This window comes from Saccharothrix mutabilis subsp. mutabilis, assembly GCF_039521145.1.
Classification (GTDB): Bacteria; Actinomycetota; Actinomycetes; order Mycobacteriales; family Pseudonocardiaceae; genus Actinosynnema; species Actinosynnema mutabilis.
Window position 1 is genome coordinate 117,749 of sequence record NZ_BAAABU010000019.1, and the last position, 18,178, is coordinate 135,926.

The 18,178-nt window shown below is 69.0% G+C and carries 21 protein-coding genes and 3 tRNA genes; 6 read left to right on the forward strand and 18 right to left on the reverse strand.

Annotation, left to right across the window (positions count from 1 at the left end; genetic code table 11):
• Positions 1–33: 33 nt before the first annotated feature.
• Positions 34–516 (reverse strand): ricin-type beta-trefoil lectin domain protein, encoded by a 483-nt coding sequence (locus tag ABD126_RS29890; protein ID WP_343937322.1) that lies wholly within the window; start codon positions 514–516, stop codon positions 34–36.
• 51 nt (positions 517–567) lie between these two features.
• Positions 568–1,116 carry a hypothetical protein gene (locus ABD126_RS29895; protein ID WP_343937323.1) on the reverse strand — a complete coding sequence of 183 codons (549 nt, stop codon included), beginning with the start codon at positions 1,114–1,116 and terminating at the stop codon, positions 568–570.
• A 367-nt stretch (positions 1,117–1,483) separates the two neighbouring features.
• Here ABD126_RS29895 and ABD126_RS29900 point away from each other — a divergent pair, with 367 nt between their 5' ends.
• From ABD126_RS29900 to ABD126_RS29910, 3 genes are all read left to right on the forward strand, one after another.
• Positions 1,484–1,687, forward strand: a complete 204-nt coding sequence (locus ABD126_RS29900; RefSeq protein ID WP_343937356.1) for a hypothetical protein — start codon at positions 1,484–1,486, stop codon at positions 1,685–1,687.
• The gene (locus ABD126_RS29905) at positions 1,620–1,877 is read left to right on the forward strand and encodes a S8 family serine peptidase (RefSeq protein ID WP_343937324.1); all 258 of its coding nucleotides are present in this window, start codon (positions 1,620–1,622) and stop codon (positions 1,875–1,877) included. Before ABD126_RS29900 ends, ABD126_RS29905 begins: the two co-directional genes overlap by 68 nt.
• Before the next feature lie 1,039 nt (positions 1,878–2,916).
• The gene (locus ABD126_RS29910) at positions 2,917–5,034 is read left to right on the forward strand and encodes an ATP-binding protein (RefSeq protein ID WP_343937325.1); all 2,118 of its coding nucleotides are present in this window, start codon (positions 2,917–2,919) and stop codon (positions 5,032–5,034) included.
• Here ABD126_RS29910 and ABD126_RS29915 read toward each other — a convergent pair.
• Positions 5,019–5,786 carry a toll/interleukin-1 receptor domain-containing protein gene (locus tag ABD126_RS29915; RefSeq protein WP_343937326.1) on the reverse strand — a complete coding sequence of 256 codons (768 nt, stop codon included), beginning with the start codon at positions 5,784–5,786 and terminating at the stop codon, positions 5,019–5,021. The genes ABD126_RS29910 and ABD126_RS29915 overlap by 16 nt on opposite strands.
• 2 nt (positions 5,787–5,788) lie before the next feature.
• Positions 5,789–6,175: a toll/interleukin-1 receptor domain-containing protein gene (locus tag ABD126_RS29920; protein ID WP_343937327.1), complete on the reverse strand. Its 387-nt coding sequence runs from the start codon at positions 6,173–6,175 to the stop codon at positions 5,789–5,791.
• Positions 6,176–6,835: 660 nt separating this feature from the next.
• On the opposite strand from ABD126_RS29920, the gene ABD126_RS29925 reads away from it, so the two are divergent.
• The gene (locus ABD126_RS29925) at positions 6,836–7,255 is read left to right on the forward strand and encodes a transposase (RefSeq protein ID WP_343937328.1); all 420 of its coding nucleotides are present in this window, start codon (positions 6,836–6,838) and stop codon (positions 7,253–7,255) included.
• 85 nt (positions 7,256–7,340) lie between these two features.
• On the opposite strand, the gene ABD126_RS29930 is transcribed toward ABD126_RS29925, so the two are convergent.
• The 10 genes from ABD126_RS29930 to folE form a co-directional block, all read right to left on the reverse strand.
• Positions 7,341–7,412 (reverse strand) — tRNA-Arg (locus ABD126_RS29930).
• A 1-nt stretch (position 7,413) separates the two neighbouring features.
• Positions 7,414–7,489, reverse strand: a tRNA-Gln gene (locus ABD126_RS29935).
• Positions 7,490–7,502: 13 nt separating this feature from the next.
• A tRNA-Arg gene (locus tag ABD126_RS29940) sits at positions 7,503–7,574 on the reverse strand.
• A 606-nt stretch (positions 7,575–8,180) separates the two neighbouring features.
• The gene (locus ABD126_RS29945; protein ID WP_343937329.1) at positions 8,181–9,056 is read right to left on the reverse strand and encodes an alpha/beta fold hydrolase; all 876 of its coding nucleotides are present in this window, start codon (positions 9,054–9,056) and stop codon (positions 8,181–8,183) included.
• Positions 9,057–9,073: 17 nt separating this feature from the next.
• The gene (locus ABD126_RS29950) at positions 9,074–9,658 is read right to left on the reverse strand and encodes a TetR/AcrR family transcriptional regulator (protein ID WP_343937330.1); all 585 of its coding nucleotides are present in this window, start codon (positions 9,656–9,658) and stop codon (positions 9,074–9,076) included.
• A 124-nt stretch (positions 9,659–9,782) separates the two neighbouring features.
• Positions 9,783–10,196, reverse strand: coding sequence for a peptidoglycan-binding domain-containing protein (locus ABD126_RS29955; protein WP_343937331.1), 414 nt, complete (start codon positions 10,194–10,196; stop codon positions 9,783–9,785).
• Between the two features lie 85 nt (positions 10,197–10,281).
• Positions 10,282–10,923, reverse strand: coding sequence for a response regulator (locus ABD126_RS29960; protein ID WP_343937332.1), 642 nt, complete (start codon positions 10,921–10,923; stop codon positions 10,282–10,284).
• The gene (locus tag ABD126_RS29965) at positions 10,911–11,981 is read right to left on the reverse strand and encodes a hypothetical protein (RefSeq protein ID WP_343937333.1); all 1,071 of its coding nucleotides are present in this window, start codon (positions 11,979–11,981) and stop codon (positions 10,911–10,913) included. Before ABD126_RS29965 ends, ABD126_RS29960 begins: the two co-directional genes overlap by 13 nt.
• Positions 11,974–13,056, reverse strand: a complete 1,083-nt coding sequence (locus ABD126_RS29970; protein ID WP_343937334.1) for a sensor histidine kinase — start codon at positions 13,054–13,056, stop codon at positions 11,974–11,976. The genes ABD126_RS29965 and ABD126_RS29970 overlap by 8 nt, the downstream gene beginning before the upstream one ends.
• A gap of 64 nt (positions 13,057–13,120) precedes the next feature.
• On the reverse strand, positions 13,121–13,717 hold the full coding sequence (gene folE, locus ABD126_RS29975; protein WP_425542902.1) for a GTP cyclohydrolase I FolE: 597 nt from the start codon (positions 13,715–13,717) through the stop codon (positions 13,121–13,123).
• A gap of 77 nt (positions 13,718–13,794) precedes the next feature.
• On the opposite strand from folE, the gene ABD126_RS29980 reads away from it, so the two are divergent.
• Positions 13,795–14,439: a helix-turn-helix transcriptional regulator gene (locus ABD126_RS29980; protein ID WP_343937336.1), complete on the forward strand. Its 645-nt coding sequence runs from the start codon at positions 13,795–13,797 to the stop codon at positions 14,437–14,439.
• A 40-nt stretch (positions 14,440–14,479) separates the two neighbouring features.
• Here ABD126_RS29980 and ABD126_RS29985 read toward each other — a convergent pair whose 3' ends face one another.
• Together ABD126_RS29985 and ABD126_RS29990 are read right to left on the reverse strand one after the other, a co-directional pair.
• Positions 14,480–14,947: a hypothetical protein gene (locus ABD126_RS29985; RefSeq protein ID WP_343937337.1), complete on the reverse strand. Its 468-nt coding sequence runs from the start codon at positions 14,945–14,947 to the stop codon at positions 14,480–14,482.
• Between the two features lie 18 nt (positions 14,948–14,965).
• Positions 14,966–15,601, reverse strand: coding sequence for a hypothetical protein (locus ABD126_RS29990; RefSeq protein WP_343937338.1), 636 nt, complete (start codon positions 15,599–15,601; stop codon positions 14,966–14,968).
• Here ABD126_RS29990 and ABD126_RS29995 point away from each other — a divergent pair.
• Positions 15,600–15,755 (forward strand): hypothetical protein, encoded by a 156-nt coding sequence (locus tag ABD126_RS29995; RefSeq protein WP_343937339.1) that lies wholly within the window; start codon positions 15,600–15,602, stop codon positions 15,753–15,755. The genes ABD126_RS29990 and ABD126_RS29995 overlap by 2 nt on opposite strands.
• 182 nt (positions 15,756–15,937) lie before the next feature.
• On the opposite strand, the gene ABD126_RS30000 is transcribed toward ABD126_RS29995, so the two are convergent.
• Positions 15,938–16,741 carry a TIGR02452 family protein gene (locus ABD126_RS30000; RefSeq protein ID WP_343937340.1) on the reverse strand — a complete coding sequence of 268 codons (804 nt, stop codon included), beginning with the start codon at positions 16,739–16,741 and terminating at the stop codon, positions 15,938–15,940.
• Positions 16,742–17,015: 274 nt separating this feature from the next.
• Complete coding sequence (locus tag ABD126_RS30005; protein WP_343937341.1) at positions 17,016–18,086, reverse strand: hypothetical protein; 1,071 nt, start codon at positions 18,084–18,086, stop codon at positions 17,016–17,018.
• Positions 18,087–18,178 lie beyond the last annotated feature (92 nt).

Below are 18,178 nucleotides of genomic sequence, written 5' to 3' on the forward strand. Positions count from 1 at the left end.
CGGCCGGGGCGTGCCCGGCCGACACGGTGCCGCCTACCCCTTGTGGATGATCCAGTGCTGGTCGGCCCGAGCGGGCTCGCACGCCGCGAGGATCAGTTCCTTGTAGACGCCGTTGTGCGTGATGCACTGGTTGGTGTCGCGCAACTCGAACAGCCAGGAGTGGTAGTCGTCGTAAGACGTGCCCCTCCACCGCTGGGCGGGAGATCCGGTGCACGGGCGGCCCGCCAACTTGCCGTCGACCGACGTCACGCACCAGCCGTACTTGACGCTCCTTATGGTGCCGTCATCGGAGATGTACCACTTCTGGTTGTCCTCGTCATGGCGCGGGTGGGCGATGACCGGGTATTCGGGGTCCCACGCCCAGTTGGTCTGGTCCCACACGTCGTTCGGCCGGGCGACGCTCTCGATGGTCCACACGTCCTGCGGCGCATCGAGCGGCGCGGCGTGGGAAACCGGTGCGATGAGCAGCGCCGAGGCGGCCACGGCGACGACGGCGGCGACTCTTCCGAAGATCATTGCTTTCCTCCCGGTGGCGTTTCCACTTGCACCGTCGAGTAAAAGCGCAGATCAGGCCCACCGCGCAGCCGGAACAACCAAGGTGGCGCCAAACAACACTGTCCGGTCGGTGCGGAGGCCGCGACGGTCACGGACGCGGGAGGTGGCGGCATTCCATCGAGTGCTTCGGTGCGGTGAATCCGCGCGTCGCACTAAAGCGGGTGGGCATCCCGTTGTCGCCGGACGGTCACAAGCCGACCGCGACCCGGTCCCCGTAATGCCGTCCGGCGGTCCCTGTTCGGTGATCCACACCTCCGTGGTGCCGGTGATGCGGCGTTGGCTCGCGGTCAGCACGCCTCGCACAGGACGGGTGAGGTAGAGCTGCTCGCTGTCGCCGTCGTCGTACCGGACGTCGAGCGTGACCACGTCGAACGGCCCACCACCCGCCGTGCAGAGCACCGCATGCCCGTGCCGCCACCAGGGTGACCGATTGCCCAGGCTGCGTGCCCACCGCAGGGTCCACGGCACACCACGCATCAGGGCGAACAGCGCGGCGATGAGCAACACGGCGAGCGTTTCCTTGCGGTCCCGGTCGACGTTGCGATCGGCGGTGGTCCGCATGCGCTCGAAGTACCGCGGGTGTCCGCCTGGGTCATTTTGTCTGGCACGCGCGTCCCACCGTCCAGCAGCGCGCCCCTCGGCGTCCACAGCGGCAGTATGCGGTCGGTGATCAGCCGGTGAAGCCCGTTTCGGCGAGTCGGACGGCGTCCAGCTCCACTCCCAGCGCCCGCCGATGATGCTCAGCACGACGTTGGGGGTATAGACGTGCGTCATTCGGTTGCGGTGGCAGGGCAGGGCGTGTTCGTCGGTCGGCTCGTCACCTCACCGCTTGGCGCGGAACGACTTGATCCGCACGGGGGAGGCGTCGCGGGTGGAACTTTATGCGCAGCAGGTACTCGCGGCACGGTGAGCGGAACGCCTTGCAGTAGTGGTCGCCGGTCTGCGGGGCCGTGCGAGGGCCGGTGAAGATCTGGTCGAAGACGACCAGGCCCACCTCGTCGAGGTTGAGGCGGTGGTCGAACAGCAGTTCCGCGACGAAGTAATCGGGGTCGTGGTCGACCAGGGTGCGGCCCAGCCCGCGATCATCATGGCCGCCTCGACCGAGACCCGACTACCGAAACACCGGGATTAACGCGTCGAGCTACGGTAGCTGCCTGACGGCCTCCGCGCCGGGCGCCAACGTCACCGGCGTGGGCAAGTTGAGCGACACCGCCGTGCAGACAGGTTGGTACGTCACGTCCTTCGCCGCGCCCCTGGTCGCCGGCGCCGTGACCGTTGCCAAGGCCACGAACCCGGCCCTGACGACGACGCAGGCCAAGTAGCTGGTGATCGACCGGTCGACAAAGGTGTGCTGAGCAGCATCGGCACGGGCTCACCTAACCGGTTGCCCTACGTCGAGTCCTGACCGAACCCGCGTGCGAGCGGTTCTCAAGTCCACCAGACCCGGAGCCCGTTCGACATGGAGCCCAGGCCGTACAGCCACGCCCGACCGGCCGGGCGGCCACTGCTCGCCGGCGGCCAGGGAGCGGCGGTCAGCCAGGTTGCGGTTCTTGACGTTCCCGATGTGGTCACGCATCTTGCCGGCGGCGCGGTCCGGGTCGACGTCGGGCAGGGCCTCGTAGACGGCACGGTGTTCCCGGCGCCCAGGCCGGAAGCACCGCGCCCGGCGTCGAGCTCGGTGAAGTATCGGTGAAGTAGCGGAAGCGCTCGAACCGCCCGCCCAGCGCGCGGCAGGACTTTTGGGAACGGGTTCGCGGCCTGCTGGGCGATGAGCAGATGAAACAACTCGTCGATCATCCAGTACAAGCAGAACCCTTCGGTGCAGAGTGATCTCGCGGCACGGGCGGGCTGTCCAGCACGGCTTCCACGAGTTCTGGCCTCGAACGCCAGCGTCGGTCCCAACACCAGATGCGCGTCCATGGCGCTTGGTCAACTCACGCTCGGTGGACAGGGAAGCGACCCGGCAGCCCTTGTTGGCTTCGCGGCGCACGAGGCCCGCGTGCTCCAGCCGTGCGAGCGCTCCACGCAGCGGTGTCTGGCTGATGTCGAGCTCCGGGAAAGCGCCCCGATGTTGAGCGGTTCGTTCGCCGACCACCGGCCGTCGATGAACTGCTCCAGCAGCACCTCCATAGGGCCTACCTGCTGCATCCGTTGGGCCATGGACCGCAAGTTGCATGGTCCGGCTGACCTGGCGGGTGGTCTCGCCGTGACGGCGGACGAGTTCCACGAGGTGGGCGATGACTGGCGCTTGGAGGGCGGCTGAACGGCAACACCTCGGTTCGTTGTCCACCGCCTAGCACCTGCGGCACCATGAAGAGTGCAACGAGTTCCTCCCTCGCAATCGATCATCTGTGGTGAGTCATGTCCGGTGACATGCGCAACGTGATCCATTCGCACGAGACCGACGTCGCCATCCAGGTCGGCGTCCTGCACGGGGACATCGCACTGTCCGGTTCCATACGGCCGGTCATACCGCGACAGCTTCCGATGGAGCCGCGTTGGTTGGTAGCGCGCGAGCGGGAGATGAGCGAGCTGACTGACCTGCTAGCGGACGTGTGGCCCGCGGTGGTCATCGAGGGGATCGGCGGTGTGGGCAAGACGACGCTGGCCCTGCACTGGGCTTGCCAAAACGCGGTGCGGTACCCCGACGGCCAACTGTTTGCCGATCTACGAGGCTTCGATCCGCTCGGTGCCCCGGCGGATCCAGGCACGGTGCTGCACGGCTTCCTGCTCGCCCTTGGCGTCGCTCCTGCAACGATTCCGACCGGTGTTGACGCCGCTGCCGCGCTCTATCGAACTGTTCTGGCGGAACGTCGGGTCTTAATCGTCTTGGACAACGCGAGAGACGCTGGTCAAGTGCTGCCGTTGTTGCCCGGGACCATGTCGTGCGCTGTCTTGGTGACAACCAGGAACCGCCTGTCATGGCTGCGTACGCAGGGCGTCGTGTCGGTGAGACTCGAGACGATGGCCGATGCCGACGCACGGACGGTGCTGGAACGCGTGCTGGAGAACGAGGTGGCCCGAATAGATCTTGCGTCGGTCACCGCCATCGTTCGCCGGTGCAGTGGTCTACCGCTCGCCCTGACGATAGCTGCGGCTAGGGTGGCGGAGCATCCGGACTTCCCTGTATCCGAACTCGTTGCGGAATTAGATGAGGAGGCCACCAGGCTGAGCGCATTCGATGCCGGCGACGGGGTGCGAAGCCTGCGCGCGGTACTTTCCTGGTCGTCAGGCTCGCTTGATAAAGAGTTGATCCGCGCCTTCCGTCTGCTCGGTGCGGCTCCGGTGACTGACGTGGGGGTATCGACAGCGGCTTGGCTGTGGTCGGTGTCGCCGCGCGACGCCGCCAACACGATGCGAGCACTGGAGGTCGCGAACCTCGTGCGTCAGCACCGGCCGGGTCGGTTCCACATGCACGACCTCGTTCGTTTGCATGCAGCCGAACTCGCCGCAGATGCGGAGTCGCGAACTGCATTGCGCCGGTTGGTCGACTGTTTCGCTTACACTGCGCGCGTCGCAGACAACCTGTTGTATCCGCACCGGTACGCTTGGCCTCCGCCGGACCTGCCCGACGGGTGCGACCCGGTGCAACTCGCGGACGACCCGGCCGCCGTAACGTGGTTCGCGACCGAACACCCGACACTCATCGCGCTGCACGAAGCGGCTCGGCGCGAGCAGTGGCACGAAGCGGTATGGCACATCGCTCACGGCTTGGATACCTATCAGTACCGGCTGGGCCTGTTGACCGAGAACGTCGGTGTGGCACGTCTCGGTCTGGAGGCGGCCGTTACGATCGGCGTAGCCCGGCTGCGCGCATCGGCGTTACGTCAGCTCGGCCGTGCCCACACCCGAGCCAACTCGCTAGCGGAGGCCGAAACTTGCCTCCTGGAGGCGTTGCGTATTGAGGAGGACGCGGGCTTCGCGATGGGGCGTGCGCACACACACCATGACCTCCAGCGGGTCTACTGCCGGCGTGGGCGTTATAAGGAAGCCCTGTACCACTCCCAAATCGCCATGAGACTCTACCGCGCCGAGAACAACCCGGTAGGTGCCGCACACTCGCTCAACGCACAAGGGTGGCTACACGCGCGACTCGGCGACGTTGCTCTTGCCCTTGATTGCTGCAAGCGGGCACTGGCACTGCACACGGCGCACGGCAACGTCAGCGGCCAAGCGATTACTTCGGACGCACTAGGCCGTATCGCTCGCGATGCCGGGTACCTCGACGAGGCGGCCTTGCACTCCATGGTCGCGGTGCGGCTCGCCCGACAGTTGGGCAATCGCTTCGCCGAGGCCGACCACACCGAACAACTTGCCGCTGTCCTAATCGGAAAAGGTGAGTACGCTTCGGCCCGGCGATTGCTGCACGCGGCACATGAGCTCTTCGTTGCCCAGCACCGGCTGGGCGACGCTGAACGCGTGCTGAACCAGCTTCGTACCTGCCCGGAAGTGCGCGAATCTGATCACTCCCAGGAGTAGTTGCTAGAGCTTCGTGTCCAGCCCTCGTCGATATTGATGTAGCGCGCATCGGGCGGGCGGCCGCAGCCGAAGTTCAGCACCGCAGCCGGTGAAACCGATGCGTGCAGTGTTACGGAATCTGGTTTCGTCTTGTGGTGCGCCAACGATGACGGCATGGCATTGGCGGGAATGTCGACAAGTCGTTGGAAAGGTCCCCACCTCAGTGTGACCTGATGTTGGGAACCTGCATTCTCCGCTGCAGGAACAAGCCTTATCCATACCATGCCGACATACTCCCGTGGATGGTTGCAGTGCCACTCCTGGGCGGGTTCCCTGGAAAACAAGGAGTTAATCTTGTATGCAATCGACTCCGGGCCTTCCGACCACTTCACATGTAGCTTGTGCGCAAGCAGTGGATACCTCGTGGCAAAACTGTTAAGATCGACGTCGAGGACGGCAATGACCGCCGTCGCGCCGGAGTTGATCTCGCGAGCAAGAGCTGCGTTGAGCTCCGTTTCCGTCCAATCTCGTCCCATGAAGTTTTCAGTCACGATCACCAGAACATAGCGAGCATTGATCAGCCCCACTCCTACTTTCTGCACGATGTCGTCACCGGGTCGAATTTCTGCCTCGTCGATCCAGCAACTGAGACCGTGCCGGTTGAGTTCGTTGTACAGAGGGCGGGCGTGGGAAATTTTGTCCGCACCGGCGTGGCAAATGAAGACATCTCTTCCGTGCATATAAGCTCCAGTCCGGTCGGTCAACGCTTCCATCGCTAGCGGAGGGCGGTGCAAATGATGTCGATGCCGACCGACCAGTCCTGGCTGAGGTCGACGTACCGCCTGTCGGTCAGGATCGCCGGTGCAACTCCGCCGGGAAGTAGCACGGGGATCAGCTTGACGTTTCCGCCTTCGAGTTGCCGGGCCAGCGTCGACATCCACTCGGCGGCCATCCACGCCGATGACGGATCGGCTGAGGAGAAGCACGCCACGACATAATCGGCACCTGCCAGTCCTTCATTTATCTTGCCTACGATCGAATCACCCACACTAATTTCCTGTGTATCGAACCAGACTCGATGGCCTCGCTTCTCAATTTCAAGAACGAGTTTTCCTGCCTCTGCCTTGTCAACGGTCCGGTGGGATACAAACACGGCGGCCATGCCTGCCCCTTCGCGCTCGCGCTGCTATGGAAACGCTCTCACTTCTCGACGCCCGATCGCCACGTCGAAGCCTATCAAGGCATGCGACATGCCATCAGCCGGTACCGATTGCTGTCGCCCTGATACTGCTTTCGGGAACTCGCCGGAACCGAAAGGGCTCGTTGAGCCTGTCGTACCCGGCTCGATCCAGCAAGAGCGCCTGCCGTCGTGGGTGAACGCGGGCGAAGCGAAGAAGGCTGGCTCGGTAGGAGTCGACTGCAGCGTCAGCGCGTGCGGCGGAGCTTCGAACGCCTTGTCAGCGCCGTGGGCTGACCGGTCGCGGCGCCGCGGCAGCGCTTGGTCGGCGGTTGGTTGAACAGCGTCTCGGCATCGCGACCTGTTACAGGATCCGGGAGGCGAATCCTCTACGGCCCCAAGACGGCGTTACGTACAGATTTGTCCACTACCTCGTTCCGCTGCCAGGGCGTCCAAGTAGTCAGGCGCTGCAATGGAGCCTGGCCGGGGTCTGGGTGGCGGATGCGGCCGCCGACCAACACCGTATCGCCGATCAAGTGCTCACTGGGGCGACCCCTCCTCGAGCCGGGCGGCGATCTGGGGCCTGTCCTCAAAGCGGGTGGTGCCGATCTGCTTTGATCTTGGGTTGTGGTGCGTAGGTACGAGTTGACCGATGAGCAGTGGCAGGCGATCGAGCCGTTGTTGCCCGTCTCAGGGCCGAAGGGTCGCCTGCGGGTGGATGACCGTAGGGTGATCAAAGGAATGCTGCTCAAGGCCAAGGCCAAGGCCAAGGCCAAGGCCAAGGCCAAGGCCAAGGCCGGTGTCGCGTGGCGTGACCTACCCGAACGGTATGGGCCGTGGAAGACGGTCCACACCCGGTTCTGGCGTTGGTCGCGCGACGGCACCCTCACCGCACTGCTGACGCAGGTCCGCGTCATTGCCGAGGCGATCGACGAACTCGGCCGCGAGGTCGCCATCGACTCCAGCATCGTGCGCGCCCGTCAGCACGCCGCCGGCGCCCGCCGGACGGCCACGTCCCACACAGGGGGCGGTCGGGTCGTGCGGCGGGCACAGCGAGTCAGGTGATCATGCCATCGGCCGCTCACGCGGCGGACTCATCACCAAGTATTCGATGTATCCGAGACCTGCAAATGGTGAACCAACAATCTTATGCCCTCGGCAGGAGTCGAACCTGCATCTCCGCCGTCGGAGGGCGGTGTCGTGTCCGTTGGACCACGGGGGCCTGGCTGCCCGTCGAGGGTTCGAACCTCGGTCTCCGCGTTCAGAGCGCGGTGTCCGTGCCGGCTGGACCAACGGGCATTGCGTGTTTTCGTACCCCCACCAGGAATCGAACCTGGATCTCGGCGTTCGTAGCGCCGCACTCTGTCCGTTGAGCTATGGGGGTGTGGTGAATCGCGAGAAAAAGGGCGTGAAAAGAAAAGCCGCCCTGGTCGGTTTCCCGAAGGGCGGCTCCCGTGTGTGGCACCTCTAGTGAGGTGGGGGAACCGCGGAACTGCGCTGGACGGCACGCCGGCGGAGGGCGCGTCGGCGCGTCTCCTGCGTCGTCGTGACCGTCATTTTGTGCTCCTTGGCTCGTGGTGTGGGTGAAGCATGCCTGATGAGGGGAGTGGGTGCAATGGCTTTTAGGTCTTCAGGTGGGTGGCGGCTTCTTTCCATGCTTTGGGGTGGGTGAATTCCTGTGTCCACCAGCGGTGGGTGTGGAGGGTGCCGGACTGGTGGAAGCGGCGGACTACCTGGACGTGTGGGGGCCAGCGGACGAAGGCGGTCAGGGCTTCCTCGGATTCCCACACCGAGACCGAGCCGCTGCGGCCGGACAGGGGCATCGCCCAGAGCCACATGCCTATCGCGCCGGGGAGGGTGGACCAGGACGCGGCCAGGTCCCGGCCGGCTTGGGCTATGGACAGGAGGTCGCGGCGGCGGTGGGCGTGGAAGTCGGTGATGGCTATGAGGGCCGTGGTGGCTGTCGCGGGGCCTGGGTGCCAGGTCGATCTCAGCATTGGACCGGGGCCGGTTCGGTGACGAAGGAGATGACCTCGGTCAGGACTTCGGGGGTGGACAGGATGCGGTGGTGGCCCAGGCCGGTGGTGGTGATGAGTGTGGCGTTGGGCCACGCCCCGGTGATGGCTTCGCCGTTGGGGTGGGGGACCTGGGTGTCCCGCGTGTCGTGCAGGACCAGGAGTGGCGGCAGGTCCTGGTCGGTGGCTCGGGGTGGGATGTTGAAGAACTCGATGGGGTTGCCGGCTACCCGTTCCAGTCGGGCCAGGAAGGCGGCGTGGGTTCGGGGGCCGAAACCCAGGTGGTCGGCGAAGAGGTGGGTTTGGGAGAGCGGGTCGGCGACCGGGGCGATGAACGCGAGTCTGGTCGTGGGCAGGCCGTCCAGGACCGCCAGGGCCGTGGCGCTGGCACCCATGGAGTGGGCGACGATGGCGTGCGCCGGGCCGAAGTGGGCCGCTACGGCGGTCAGGGCCTTGGAGAACTCGGGGAGCGTTGCTCGCTTGGGGCCCAGGGTGCCCGGGCCGGATTCGCCGTGGCTCAGGGCGTCGTAGGACACGACCTGGTAGCCGGCTTCCACCAACGGCTCCACGAAGCGGGCCAACTGGTTGCGGTGACCGCCCCAGCCGTGGACCAGGTACACGATCGGGCCGGTGCCCCAGGTCTCGGCGACGACCGTGCTGCCGGCGACGGAAAGCTCATGTCGGGTGCCGGAGGGAGCGGGTGAGGACGGGCGGGCGTGCCTCGGGGTGCACCAGATGCGCAGGGCCAGACGGCCGCCCAGGGGTGGGGCCAGGCGTTCCAGGAGGGTGAAGGCGGCTCGGATAGAACTAGCACGAACGGTCGTGCTTTTTTGGCGGCGTGCCGAAGGCATGAATGGTCCCCCTGGGGTCAGGCTCGCGCGTCGGCGAGCAGTTTCTCGAAGGCGTGCCGGGTCCGCGCTTCGGCGGCCGGGTCGCCCAGCAGGCGGCTGGCGTGGAAGAAAGCCAGCATCACGCCGTGGACGTCGTGGGCGAACTGCTCGGGATCGGCGTCCCGGCGGAAGTCGCCCTCGCTGATCCCGGTGCGGAACATCTGCGCCACCGAGTCGGCGAAGTCGAGGTGGTCGCGCACCAGCTGGTCGCGGATCGGGCCGGGCTGGTCGTCGTACTCGGCGGACGCCGACACGAACAGGCACGCCGAGCTGCGGTCCTTGGTGCTGCCCAGCCAGTGCTCGAACAGCGTGCGGACGCGGGTCTCACCGCGCGGCGCGGCCAAGGCGGGGCGCACGACCTGGTCCACGAACAGTTGGCGGGCGAAGGCCAGGACCTGGGCCTGGAGGAGTTCCTTGGAGCGGAAGTGGGCGAACAGGCCGCTCTTGGACATGCCGGTGTCGTCGGCCAGGGACCCGATGGTCAACCCGGCCAGCCCGATCCGGCTGGCGATGGCGGCGGCGCGTTCCAGCACGGCCTGCTTCGTCGCCTCACCCTTGCTCACGACGAAAGTTAAGCACGAACGTTCGTTTTTCGGCAACAGGCCCCGGTCCGCCACCCCTCGGGCGGACCGGGGCCGGTCAGTGACCCTGGGCGTCAGTGGCCCCAGGCGTCAGTGGCCCTGGGCGTTAGTCGCCGGAGGGGTTGTGGCGGCAGCCGGTGGCCGCGAGCCACTTCATCTTGCGGTTGGTCTCCGGGCCGTACACGCCGTCGGGGTCGGCGCCCACCGCGCGCTGGACCTGGATCAACGCCGTCCGCGTGGCCGGGCCGAAGTCCTTGTCCACGGCGATGTTCTTGCCGTAGCAGTACTTCAGCGACTGCTGCAACGCCAGCACGGCGTTGCCGTAGTTGCCCTGCCCCAGGACGCACCGCTTGGACCGGTTCGCGGTCGCCGGCTGGTAGTCCCACTTGTGCGTGCACGTCGGCAGCGCCGCGGCCGAGACGTCCTCCGCCGACGCCGAGGCCGACCCGGTCGCGCCCAGCGTGAGCGCCGTCGCGGCCGTGGCCAGCGTCAACGCCAGCCGTCCGATCAGCGATTTCATGCTTCCCCCTTCGGTTGTGCCTACCGGGGAAGCAACCTAGGACCCTCCCGGGGACGAGCGTGACGGTCGAACGACCCACAAACGCTCACAGGTCGTCCAGCGCCACGATCCCGTCCTGCACCGCCCGCGCCACCAGGGCCGCCTTGGTCGGCGCGGGGCGGCCGGCGTTGGCGTAGCGGATGCGGGCCCGGTCGATGTAGCTGGTCACCGTGCGCACCGACAGCCCGAGCTTGCGCCCGACCATCTCCTTGGACTCGCAGGCGAACCAGCACACCAGCACGTCGATCTCGCGCTGGGTCAGCCGCGGCCGGTCGGCGCGGTCGTCGGCGCTGATCGCCTTGGCCATGGTGGGCGTGGTGCACGGGTGGTCGCGGGCGGCGGCGTGGATGGCCGCGATCAGGTGGTCCGGGCCCTCCACCTTGTTCAGGTACGCGAACGCGCCCAGGTCCAGGCACGTCAGCACGGCCTCCCGGTCGTCGCGCAGCGTGTAGACGACGACCCGCCGCCCCGCGTCCACCAGCCGCCGCAGGTCGGCGTACGCCGGGGCCTGGCCGCCCAGGTGCAGGTCCAGCACGACCACGTCGGCGTCCGCGCCCGGACCGGTCCACGCCACCGCGGGCGTCGGACCCACGTCCAGCACCCGCACCGGCGGGGACGCCTCCGCGCACCACGCCTGGACGCCCGCCGCGATCGCCGGGTGGTCGTCCACCACCACTACGCCGACCACGTCGCCTCCACCCACACCCGTTCCCCCTCCACCACGCTCGACACCGCCACTGCGCCCTCCCGGTCCGCGGGCGGCGTGCCGTCGGCGACCACGCTGACCGTCACCGCCGACCCCGTTCCCAACACCGTCACCCTGGCCCTGGTCCGCGCGGTCGCCAGCAGCCCGGTCACCGCGTCCACCAGTTCCCGCCGCACCGCGACCGGCGGGGTCGGGTGCTCGCCCAGGGTGTCCAGGTGCACCGCCACGCCCCGCCGTTCGGTCACGTCCACGCACGCCCGCAGCTCGTGCACCAGCGGGTCGGGCACGTCGTCCTGCTCGGCGAACAGCCGCCGCAGCCGCGCCGCCTCCACCGCGTACCGGGCGCGGACCCGGTCGTCGGCCAGGTCCGCGCGACCCTCGGTCAGGTCGGTCAGCAGCGGCACGACCGCGGGCAGCAGCGCGGTGTAGCGGGCCTTGCGGTCGGCGTGCAGCCGTTCGGCCACCGCTTCGGCCGTGCGGGTCTCCGCCTCACGCCGGGCGGCTCCGGCCGCGTCGGCGGCCACCCGGTGCACCACGGCCGCCGCCGCGACGACCGGCAACTGGTAGCCCAGCACCAGCACGGTCACCACCGCGAGGTCACCGGCGTCCTGGCCCACCCACACCGTGTAGGCGAAGCTGCCCACGACGTGCGCCGCCAGGAACCCGCACGTCACACGCGTGCCCAGGTCGAGCAGCAGGAGCACGCCGAACCAGCCGACCACGCCGAAGGACCACTCCTCCTCCGACACCACGAACCGGTCGTGCACCCCGGTCAACGCCAACCCCGACGCCAGCACGACCAGCGCCACCAGCACCCACCGCACGACCCCAGTCGGACGCGTGGACGTCGCCACCACCAGCACCACCGCCAGCAGGGCGAACGCGGCGACCTGGTGGGGGAGCGACCGGTACGCCCCGCCGCCCACCACCAGCACCGGCAGGGCGAACCCGACCAGCGACACGGCCGTGATCACCACGATCGCCCACCGCACACCTCGCAGCAGCCGCTCCACCGTGAGTTCGCGGACCTGCTCACCCACCCGGCCACTCCAACCGCACCACGGTCCCGCCCGCGCCCGACCGCACCACGGCCCGACCACCCGCCGACCGCACCCGGTCCACAATGGACTGCCTGACCCCGCGCCGCGGCAACGACACCGAGTCCGCGTCGAACCCGCGCCCGCGGTCGACCACCTCGACCGCGACGGTCGGCCCCTCCACCGCCACCCGCAGCACGGCCCGGTCCACGCCGGCGTGGCGGGCGGTGTTGGCCAACGCCTCACCCGCGGCCCGGGACAGCGCCTCGGCGGCGGAGGCGTCGAGCGGCACCGACGACGGCGCGTGGAACTCCACGTCCAGCGGACTGGCCGCGGCGATGTCGGACAGCAGCGGGACCAGGTCGCGCGAACCGCCCGGCACGCCCGCGGTGAGGGTCGCGATGTCCCGCGCCGCCCGGTCGGCCAGCCACGGTTCCCGCCCGCGCACCGCGCCGCTGCCCGCGACGAACAGGGTGGCGGCGGCCGTGTCGTGCAGCACGGCCCAGTGCTCGCGCTCGTCGGCCCGCCGCGCCGCCGCCACCCGGGCCACGCGGTGCGCGCGCTCGGCGGCGGCGGCGCCCCGGTCGGCCGACCGCGCCCCCTTGAGCAGCAGGAACATCAGGCCGCGGGACATGCCGGCCTCGGCGAAGGTCCACAGCGCGATGGGCGCCATCGCGACCCCGCCGCCGGCGATCTCGCACACCACGATCGCCCCGACCAGCAGCACGCCGCCGAGCAGGTCCACCCGCCATTGCAGGGTCACGGCCGTGATCGAGGCGACCGCGACGACCCAGTTGGCGCTCCCGGTCAGCACGTCCGGCCGCACCAGCGCTGTCTGCCCCAGGCACAACGCGCACACCACGGCCACGTCGGCCGGCACCGCCCACCACCGGTCGGCGCAGCGGAACACCACCACGCTCCACCCGATGACCAGGGCGATGACGGGCAGCGGCGAGGGCGCGTCGAGGGCGGCCACCAGCCCCAGGGCCACCAGCACCACCGCCCTCAGGACGGTGCCGAACCGCCGCCCGGTGGCGAGCACCCGCCGTTCCACCACACCGACTCCGACACCGCCCACGCCTGGCAGGTTCCCACGCCGCGGTGGACCTTCACCTGTCGCGGCGCTAAACGCGGGCCACGAGCTAGGCGGCCCGGATGCCGGCCAGGGCGAAGAACTCCTGGCGGGATCGGGCGTCGTCGCGCAGCGCGCCGTGCAGGGAGGAGGTCACGGTTCGGGAGCCCGCGGCCCGCACGCCGCGCAGCGACATGCACAGGTGCTCGGCCTCGACGACGACCCCGACGCCGCGGGGCGCGAGGTTGTCCCGCAGCCAGTCGGCGACCTGCTTGGTCAGGCGTTCCTGCACCTGGAGGTCGCGGGCGAAAAGCTCCACCACGCGGGCCAGCTTGGACAGCCCCAGGATGCGCTCGCCGGGCAGGTAGCCGACGTGCGCGACGCCCTGGAACGGCAGCAGGTGGTGCTCGCACAGCGACTGCACGGGGATCGCGCGGGCCAGGACCAACTCGTCGTAGCCCTCCTCGTTGGGGAAGGTCGTCAGGGTGAACTCGCGCGGGGTCAGCAGCTCGGCGTAGGCGTGCGCGACCCGGCGCGGCGTGTCGGCCAGGTGCTCGGACGACGGGTCCTTGCCCAGCGCGAGCAGCAGGTCGGCGACCGCCCGGCGCGCGCCCTCCAGGTCGACGCCGCCGCGGCCGTGCAGCACTCGCAACCGCGACATGCCCATCACCACTCTCTCTAAAGACAAGGTGGGCTAACGTTAGAAGTCCGCAGGCGATTTCGTCAACAGAAGTTGGTTTTAGAATGGCCGAGACCCCGCACGACCCGGTGGCCGCCGTCGCCGCGCTGGACGAGCCGACCCGGCGGCGGCTGTACGACTACGTGGTCCGGCAGCCCGGACCGGTCGGCCGGGACGAGGCCGCGGCGGCGGTGGGCGTGCCGCGCACCACCGTGGCGTTCCACCTGGACCGGCTGGTCGGCGAGGGGTTGCTGGAGGCCGTCCACGAGCGGCGCACCGGCCGCACCGGTCCGGGCGCGGGCCGGCCCGCGAAGCTCTACCGCCGCGCGCCGCACCCGGTCGCGGTGTCGCTGCCGGAGAACCGGTACGAGCTGATCGGTCTCCTGCTGGCCGACGCCGTGGACGAGTCGCACACCTCGGGCGAGTCGCCGCGCGTCGTGCTGGAGCGCCGGGCGCGTGAGCTGGGCCGCGAACTCCGGTCGGGCGATCCGGTGGCGGCGTTGGAGCGGTTGGGGTTCGAGCCGCGGGCTGACGGCGACTCGATCGTGTTCGGCAACTGCCCGTTCCACAGCCTGGCGCAACGGCACACCGAGCTGGTGTGCGGCGCGAACCTGTGCCTGGTGGAGGGGTTGTTGAGCGACACGGGGTTGCGTGCGCGGCTGGACCCGTCGCCGGGCCTGTGCTGCGTGCGCGTGTCCGAAGTGGACTGAGAACGGCACCGCGACCCCGTCGGGCCGCGGTGCCGCTGGTTCAGCGGGCGTGGCCGCGCAGGGCGTGCAGGGACATGCCGGTGACCAGGCCGAAGAACACGTGGCCGAACAGGCTCAGCCACTGCATGTTGCCGACGACGAACACCATGTCGCTCATCGCGGAGTCGGCGGTGACGCTCAGCCACAACGGCATGATGATCAACGCGCCGACCAGCCACCACGCCACGCCGTAGAGCATGCCGAGCAGGTAGATGCGGAAGACGTTGTCGGCGAAGCCGCGGCTGAGCAGCCCGAACAGGCCGCCGACGACCGCGGAGACCACCAGGTGCACGAGGAAGCCGACGATGGCGTTGTCGACGCCGATCAGCAGTCCGACCATCGGCAGCATGTCCGCGCCGGCCATCAGCAGTCCGAACACGGCGCCGCCGGCGAGCCCGGCGAGCGCCCCGTTCCGCACGGGGGAGTCCGACCTGGCGGTCGTGGGGGCAGCGAGAGTCGTCGCGGACACGATCAGCTCCTTCGGTTCTCAGTTGTAAGGCATGGTCGGGAACCAGCCGATGCCGAAGATCGACGGCACCCGGACGTCCCAGTACACGAGCAGGAACACGCCGAGGGCGATGAGCAGCGCGCCGCTGACCGAGGCCGTGCGGCGCGGGTCGCGGGCGACGGCCGCGAGGAACCGCCCCCTGCTGACCAGCGACACGACCGCGAACACGACCGCGACCAGCACGATGTTGCCCAGCGACTGCAACACGAACGTCCCGGCCCCGTAGAGCGGGTTGCCCGACTCCACCGCCGAGCGGAACAGCTTGATGAACAACGGGTACGGCCGCCCGATGAGGAACGCGCCCACCAACGCCCCGAGCACCACCACCCGTGCCACGGGCCGGCGGCGGAACACGTCCGGGACCACGCCGAGCGTCGCCAGCCCGAGGTAGGCCAGCGCCAACCCGACCACCCCGAACACCACCGCGGACTGCACCAGCCGCGCCGGCATCGTCCCGATGGTGGCGGTCGACAGTTGGGGCAGGTCGGGGCCGATCAGCACGCCGATCGCGCCGTAGAGGGCGGACACCCCGACCATGCCGAGGGTGAAGAACGCGAAGGGGCGGACGAGGGAGCGTCCGCCGGCCTGGCTCATCGGCCCGACCGAGGCGGCCATGGCGATGTTGCAGGCGGTGAACGTGCCCGCGAGCCCGGAGACGAACGCGAACACCAGCCCCGCCGCCGTGCTCGCCAGGGACGCGGTCGCGGCTTCCTCGCCGAGCAGCGCGTTGGCGACGCTGCCGCCGATGACGTGGTCGACGAACTCGTAGGACCACCACCACCGCCAGCAGCACCCCGGCGACGGCGCTGCCGGCGATCAGCCGCGTAGGTCGGCGGGTGCGGACAGCGGGTCGGGCGTGCGCCATGGACAACACCTCGCAGCGGTCGGTTTCCCCGGTCCGCCCCAATGTCCTGGGCGATGACCCGCGCGGACCACTCCGAGGCTGCCCTCCTACGCCGCGAGCCGGTGGAACGCGCTCAACACCGGCTGCCCGACCTGCCGGTCGAACACCGCGAACACCACGTGCTCGAAGAACGGGTTCTTCCGTAGTGCGGCGGCGAACGCCCCCGCCACCACCGCCGGCTCGTTGCCGAACACCCCGCAACCCCAGGCCCCGAGCACCAGCCGCCGGTGCCCGTGCGCGGCGGCCACCTGGAGCACCCGCCCGGCGCGCCGTTCGAGGATGGCGGGGATGTCTGGGGCCCGGTGGGGCGCGTTGCGCAGGATCGCGGACCGGTTGGGCGCGGCGGCGGTGAGGAACGAGACCGGGTACGGCTCGGGCAGCAACGCGCCCTTGTCGTCCCGGAACACCGGCACGTCGGGGGAGTGGATCACCCGGTCGCTGTAGGCGAGGTCGTCGTGCGCCCGGTGGTGGGCGTAGAACTCCCCGGCCGCCCGCAGGCACGGGTACAGCGCCGACCCGCGCGCGACGCTCTCCTCCTGCGCCTGCGCGCCGTTGAGGAAGCCGCCGCCGGGGTTGCGCGCGGAGGCGAACACCAGGCAGGCGAGGTCCCCGCCCAGCCGCTTCGTGGCGGCGAGCGTCGTCTCCCCGGTCACCTCCACCCGGGCCGGGGCGTCGAGCGGGTCGGGCAGGTCCAGCACGTCGTCCGGCAGGTGCAACTCCGTCCCCGCCACCGCCCGCCGAACCGCCGCCGACACGTCGACCGGCCCGTCCGCGGTCACGTAGGACCCACGGTCGGCGATGGTGACGGTGTCCCGGGCAATCGCCCGCAGCCTGCTGCTCACCGCGGACATGCTCACCACCTCCGCACGCGACCGCAAAGGGGTTTCAGCGGGAGGAGGCGGTCAGGGCGTCGGGTCGGTCGGTTCGAACGGCAGCGCGCGTACGTTAGTGGTGGCCTGCCTGGCGTTCTTCGCGCCGGTGATCAGGAGCACGCCGGTGTATGTTCTTCGCCCGCCGGAGGATTCTTCTATGCGGCAGGGCCGTTGATCTGTTGGGAAGAGAAAGCCGCGTCGAGCGGCGAGCGCACTGGCGACCTCACCGACGAAAGCTAGCGGTCATTCGCTTTTACGGTCGGTATGGCGCCATGACCTTGAAGGGCGTTCCGCTGTCGTCGATCAGGGTCGTCCCATCGCGTCCGCGGTAGGTCCAGTCCAGTTCCAGACACCACTCGACCTGGTACTTGGCAGTCCGGGGCTCGACTACGAACATCTCCGGGTCCAGCGGGCTTACCGTGTAGGGAAACCCTGACCCGCCCCAGCGGCGTATGAGGCGGCCTAGGCCGCTCCTGCCGGTGCGGTTGACGGGGACGAGGCGAGGGACGTCGGCATCGAGGTTCACTTCGAAGTGACGCGGAGTCATGATGCCCAAGACGGTCGTCACCACGGGCGTCGGCTGCGGCGGGCGGCGGGACAGCACGACCGCGCGCAGCGAGCGCAGGGTGACGGCGCGTGCGCCCTTGGCCTCGACCAGGACATTGATCACCCCCGACCCGCTCGCCATGAACACGTCGGGTGGGTCCTCGCAGTGCCGATACAAGGTCGCCTCAGCCTCCACGCGCACGAAAATCGGCGTGTCGGGCTCCTCGTCTCCAGCGTTGATCCGCACATCGCCATGGACGACCGCAGCCTGGACCAGGTTGCCGCTGAATCCACCTCCGACCTCGTTGCGCACCACAAGTTCTGGGCTGTCCACGTCAACACCGAGCGCGTTGAGCCGGGCCGCCTGCGCGGCGTCCACACCTGGACCTCTAGCCAGGAACTCCTGCATGGCCTGGACAAGTGCGTCATGCAGCAGCTGCGTGAGCAGCCCGTTTCGGTAGTAGGAGGCGTAGAAGGACTCGCCGCGCACCATGTCTTCGATCCGCGCTGCGATAGCTTTGCGCAAATCCTCCGCTGTGGCCCCCAGCGGGAGCTCCCGGTCCGGCGGCGCGGCGAAGCACGCGTGCAGGTCCCGGTTGAGCTTCCCGTGCCGGTAGGGAAGAGCCAGTCCGATCGCCCTCGCGACGGTGCCGTGCACGATCGTCCGGAGCCGCGCCTCATCCCCGGGCAGCTGCACCCCGCTGTCGGTCAGGACCGACACCAGCCACCGCGTCACCGACCCGGTCAACGCCCACGTCTCGGCGTCGTAGTCGACCATCCCGCGAGCCTACCGACAATCAAGCCGCGTCGTACCCAGGTCGAGTGGTCGCGGCGACAGGTGCGGTGCCGAGGTGCCGCTGCTGGCGCCAT

Coding starts and splice junctions, on each gene's coding strand:
- ABD126_RS29920 (WP_343937327.1), bottom strand. CDS start 6,175: ATGGCCGCCGTGTTTGTATCCCACCGGACCGTTGACAAGGCAGAGGCA.
- ABD126_RS29910 (WP_343937325.1), top strand. CDS start 2,917: ATGTCCGGTGACATGCGCAACGTGATCCATTCGCACGAGACCGACGTC.
- ABD126_RS29995 (WP_343937339.1), top strand. CDS start 15,600: ATGGCGATGTTGCAGGCGGTGAACGTGCCCGCGAGCCCGGAGACGAAC.
- ABD126_RS29915 (WP_343937326.1), bottom strand. CDS start 5,786: ATGGAAGCGTTGACCGACCGGACTGGAGCTTATATGCACGGAAGAGAT.
- ABD126_RS30000 (WP_343937340.1), bottom strand. CDS start 16,741: ATGTCCGCGGTGAGCAGCAGGCTGCGGGCGATTGCCCGGGACACCGTC.
- ABD126_RS29945 (WP_343937329.1), bottom strand. CDS start 9,056: ATGCCTTCGGCACGCCGCCAAAAAAGCACGACCGTTCGTGCTAGTTCT.
- ABD126_RS29955 (WP_343937331.1), bottom strand. CDS start 10,196: ATGAAATCGCTGATCGGACGGCTGGCGTTGACGCTGGCCACGGCCGCG.
- ABD126_RS29990 (WP_343937338.1), bottom strand. CDS start 15,601: ATGGCCGCCTCGGTCGGGCCGATGAGCCAGGCCGGCGGACGCTCCCTC.
- ABD126_RS29890 (WP_343937322.1), bottom strand. CDS start 516: ATGATCTTCGGAAGAGTCGCCGCCGTCGTCGCCGTGGCCGCCTCGGCG.
- folE (WP_425542902.1), bottom strand. CDS start 13,717: ATGGGCATGTCGCGGTTGCGAGTGCTGCACGGCCGCGGCGGCGTCGAC.
- ABD126_RS29980 (WP_343937336.1), top strand. CDS start 13,795: ATGGCCGAGACCCCGCACGACCCGGTGGCCGCCGTCGCCGCGCTGGAC.
- ABD126_RS30005 (WP_343937341.1), bottom strand. CDS start 18,086: ATGGTCGACTACGACGCCGAGACGTGGGCGTTGACCGGGTCGGTGACG.
- ABD126_RS29895 (WP_343937323.1), bottom strand. CDS start 1,116: ATGCGGACCACCGCCGATCGCAACGTCGACCGGGACCGCAAGGAAACG.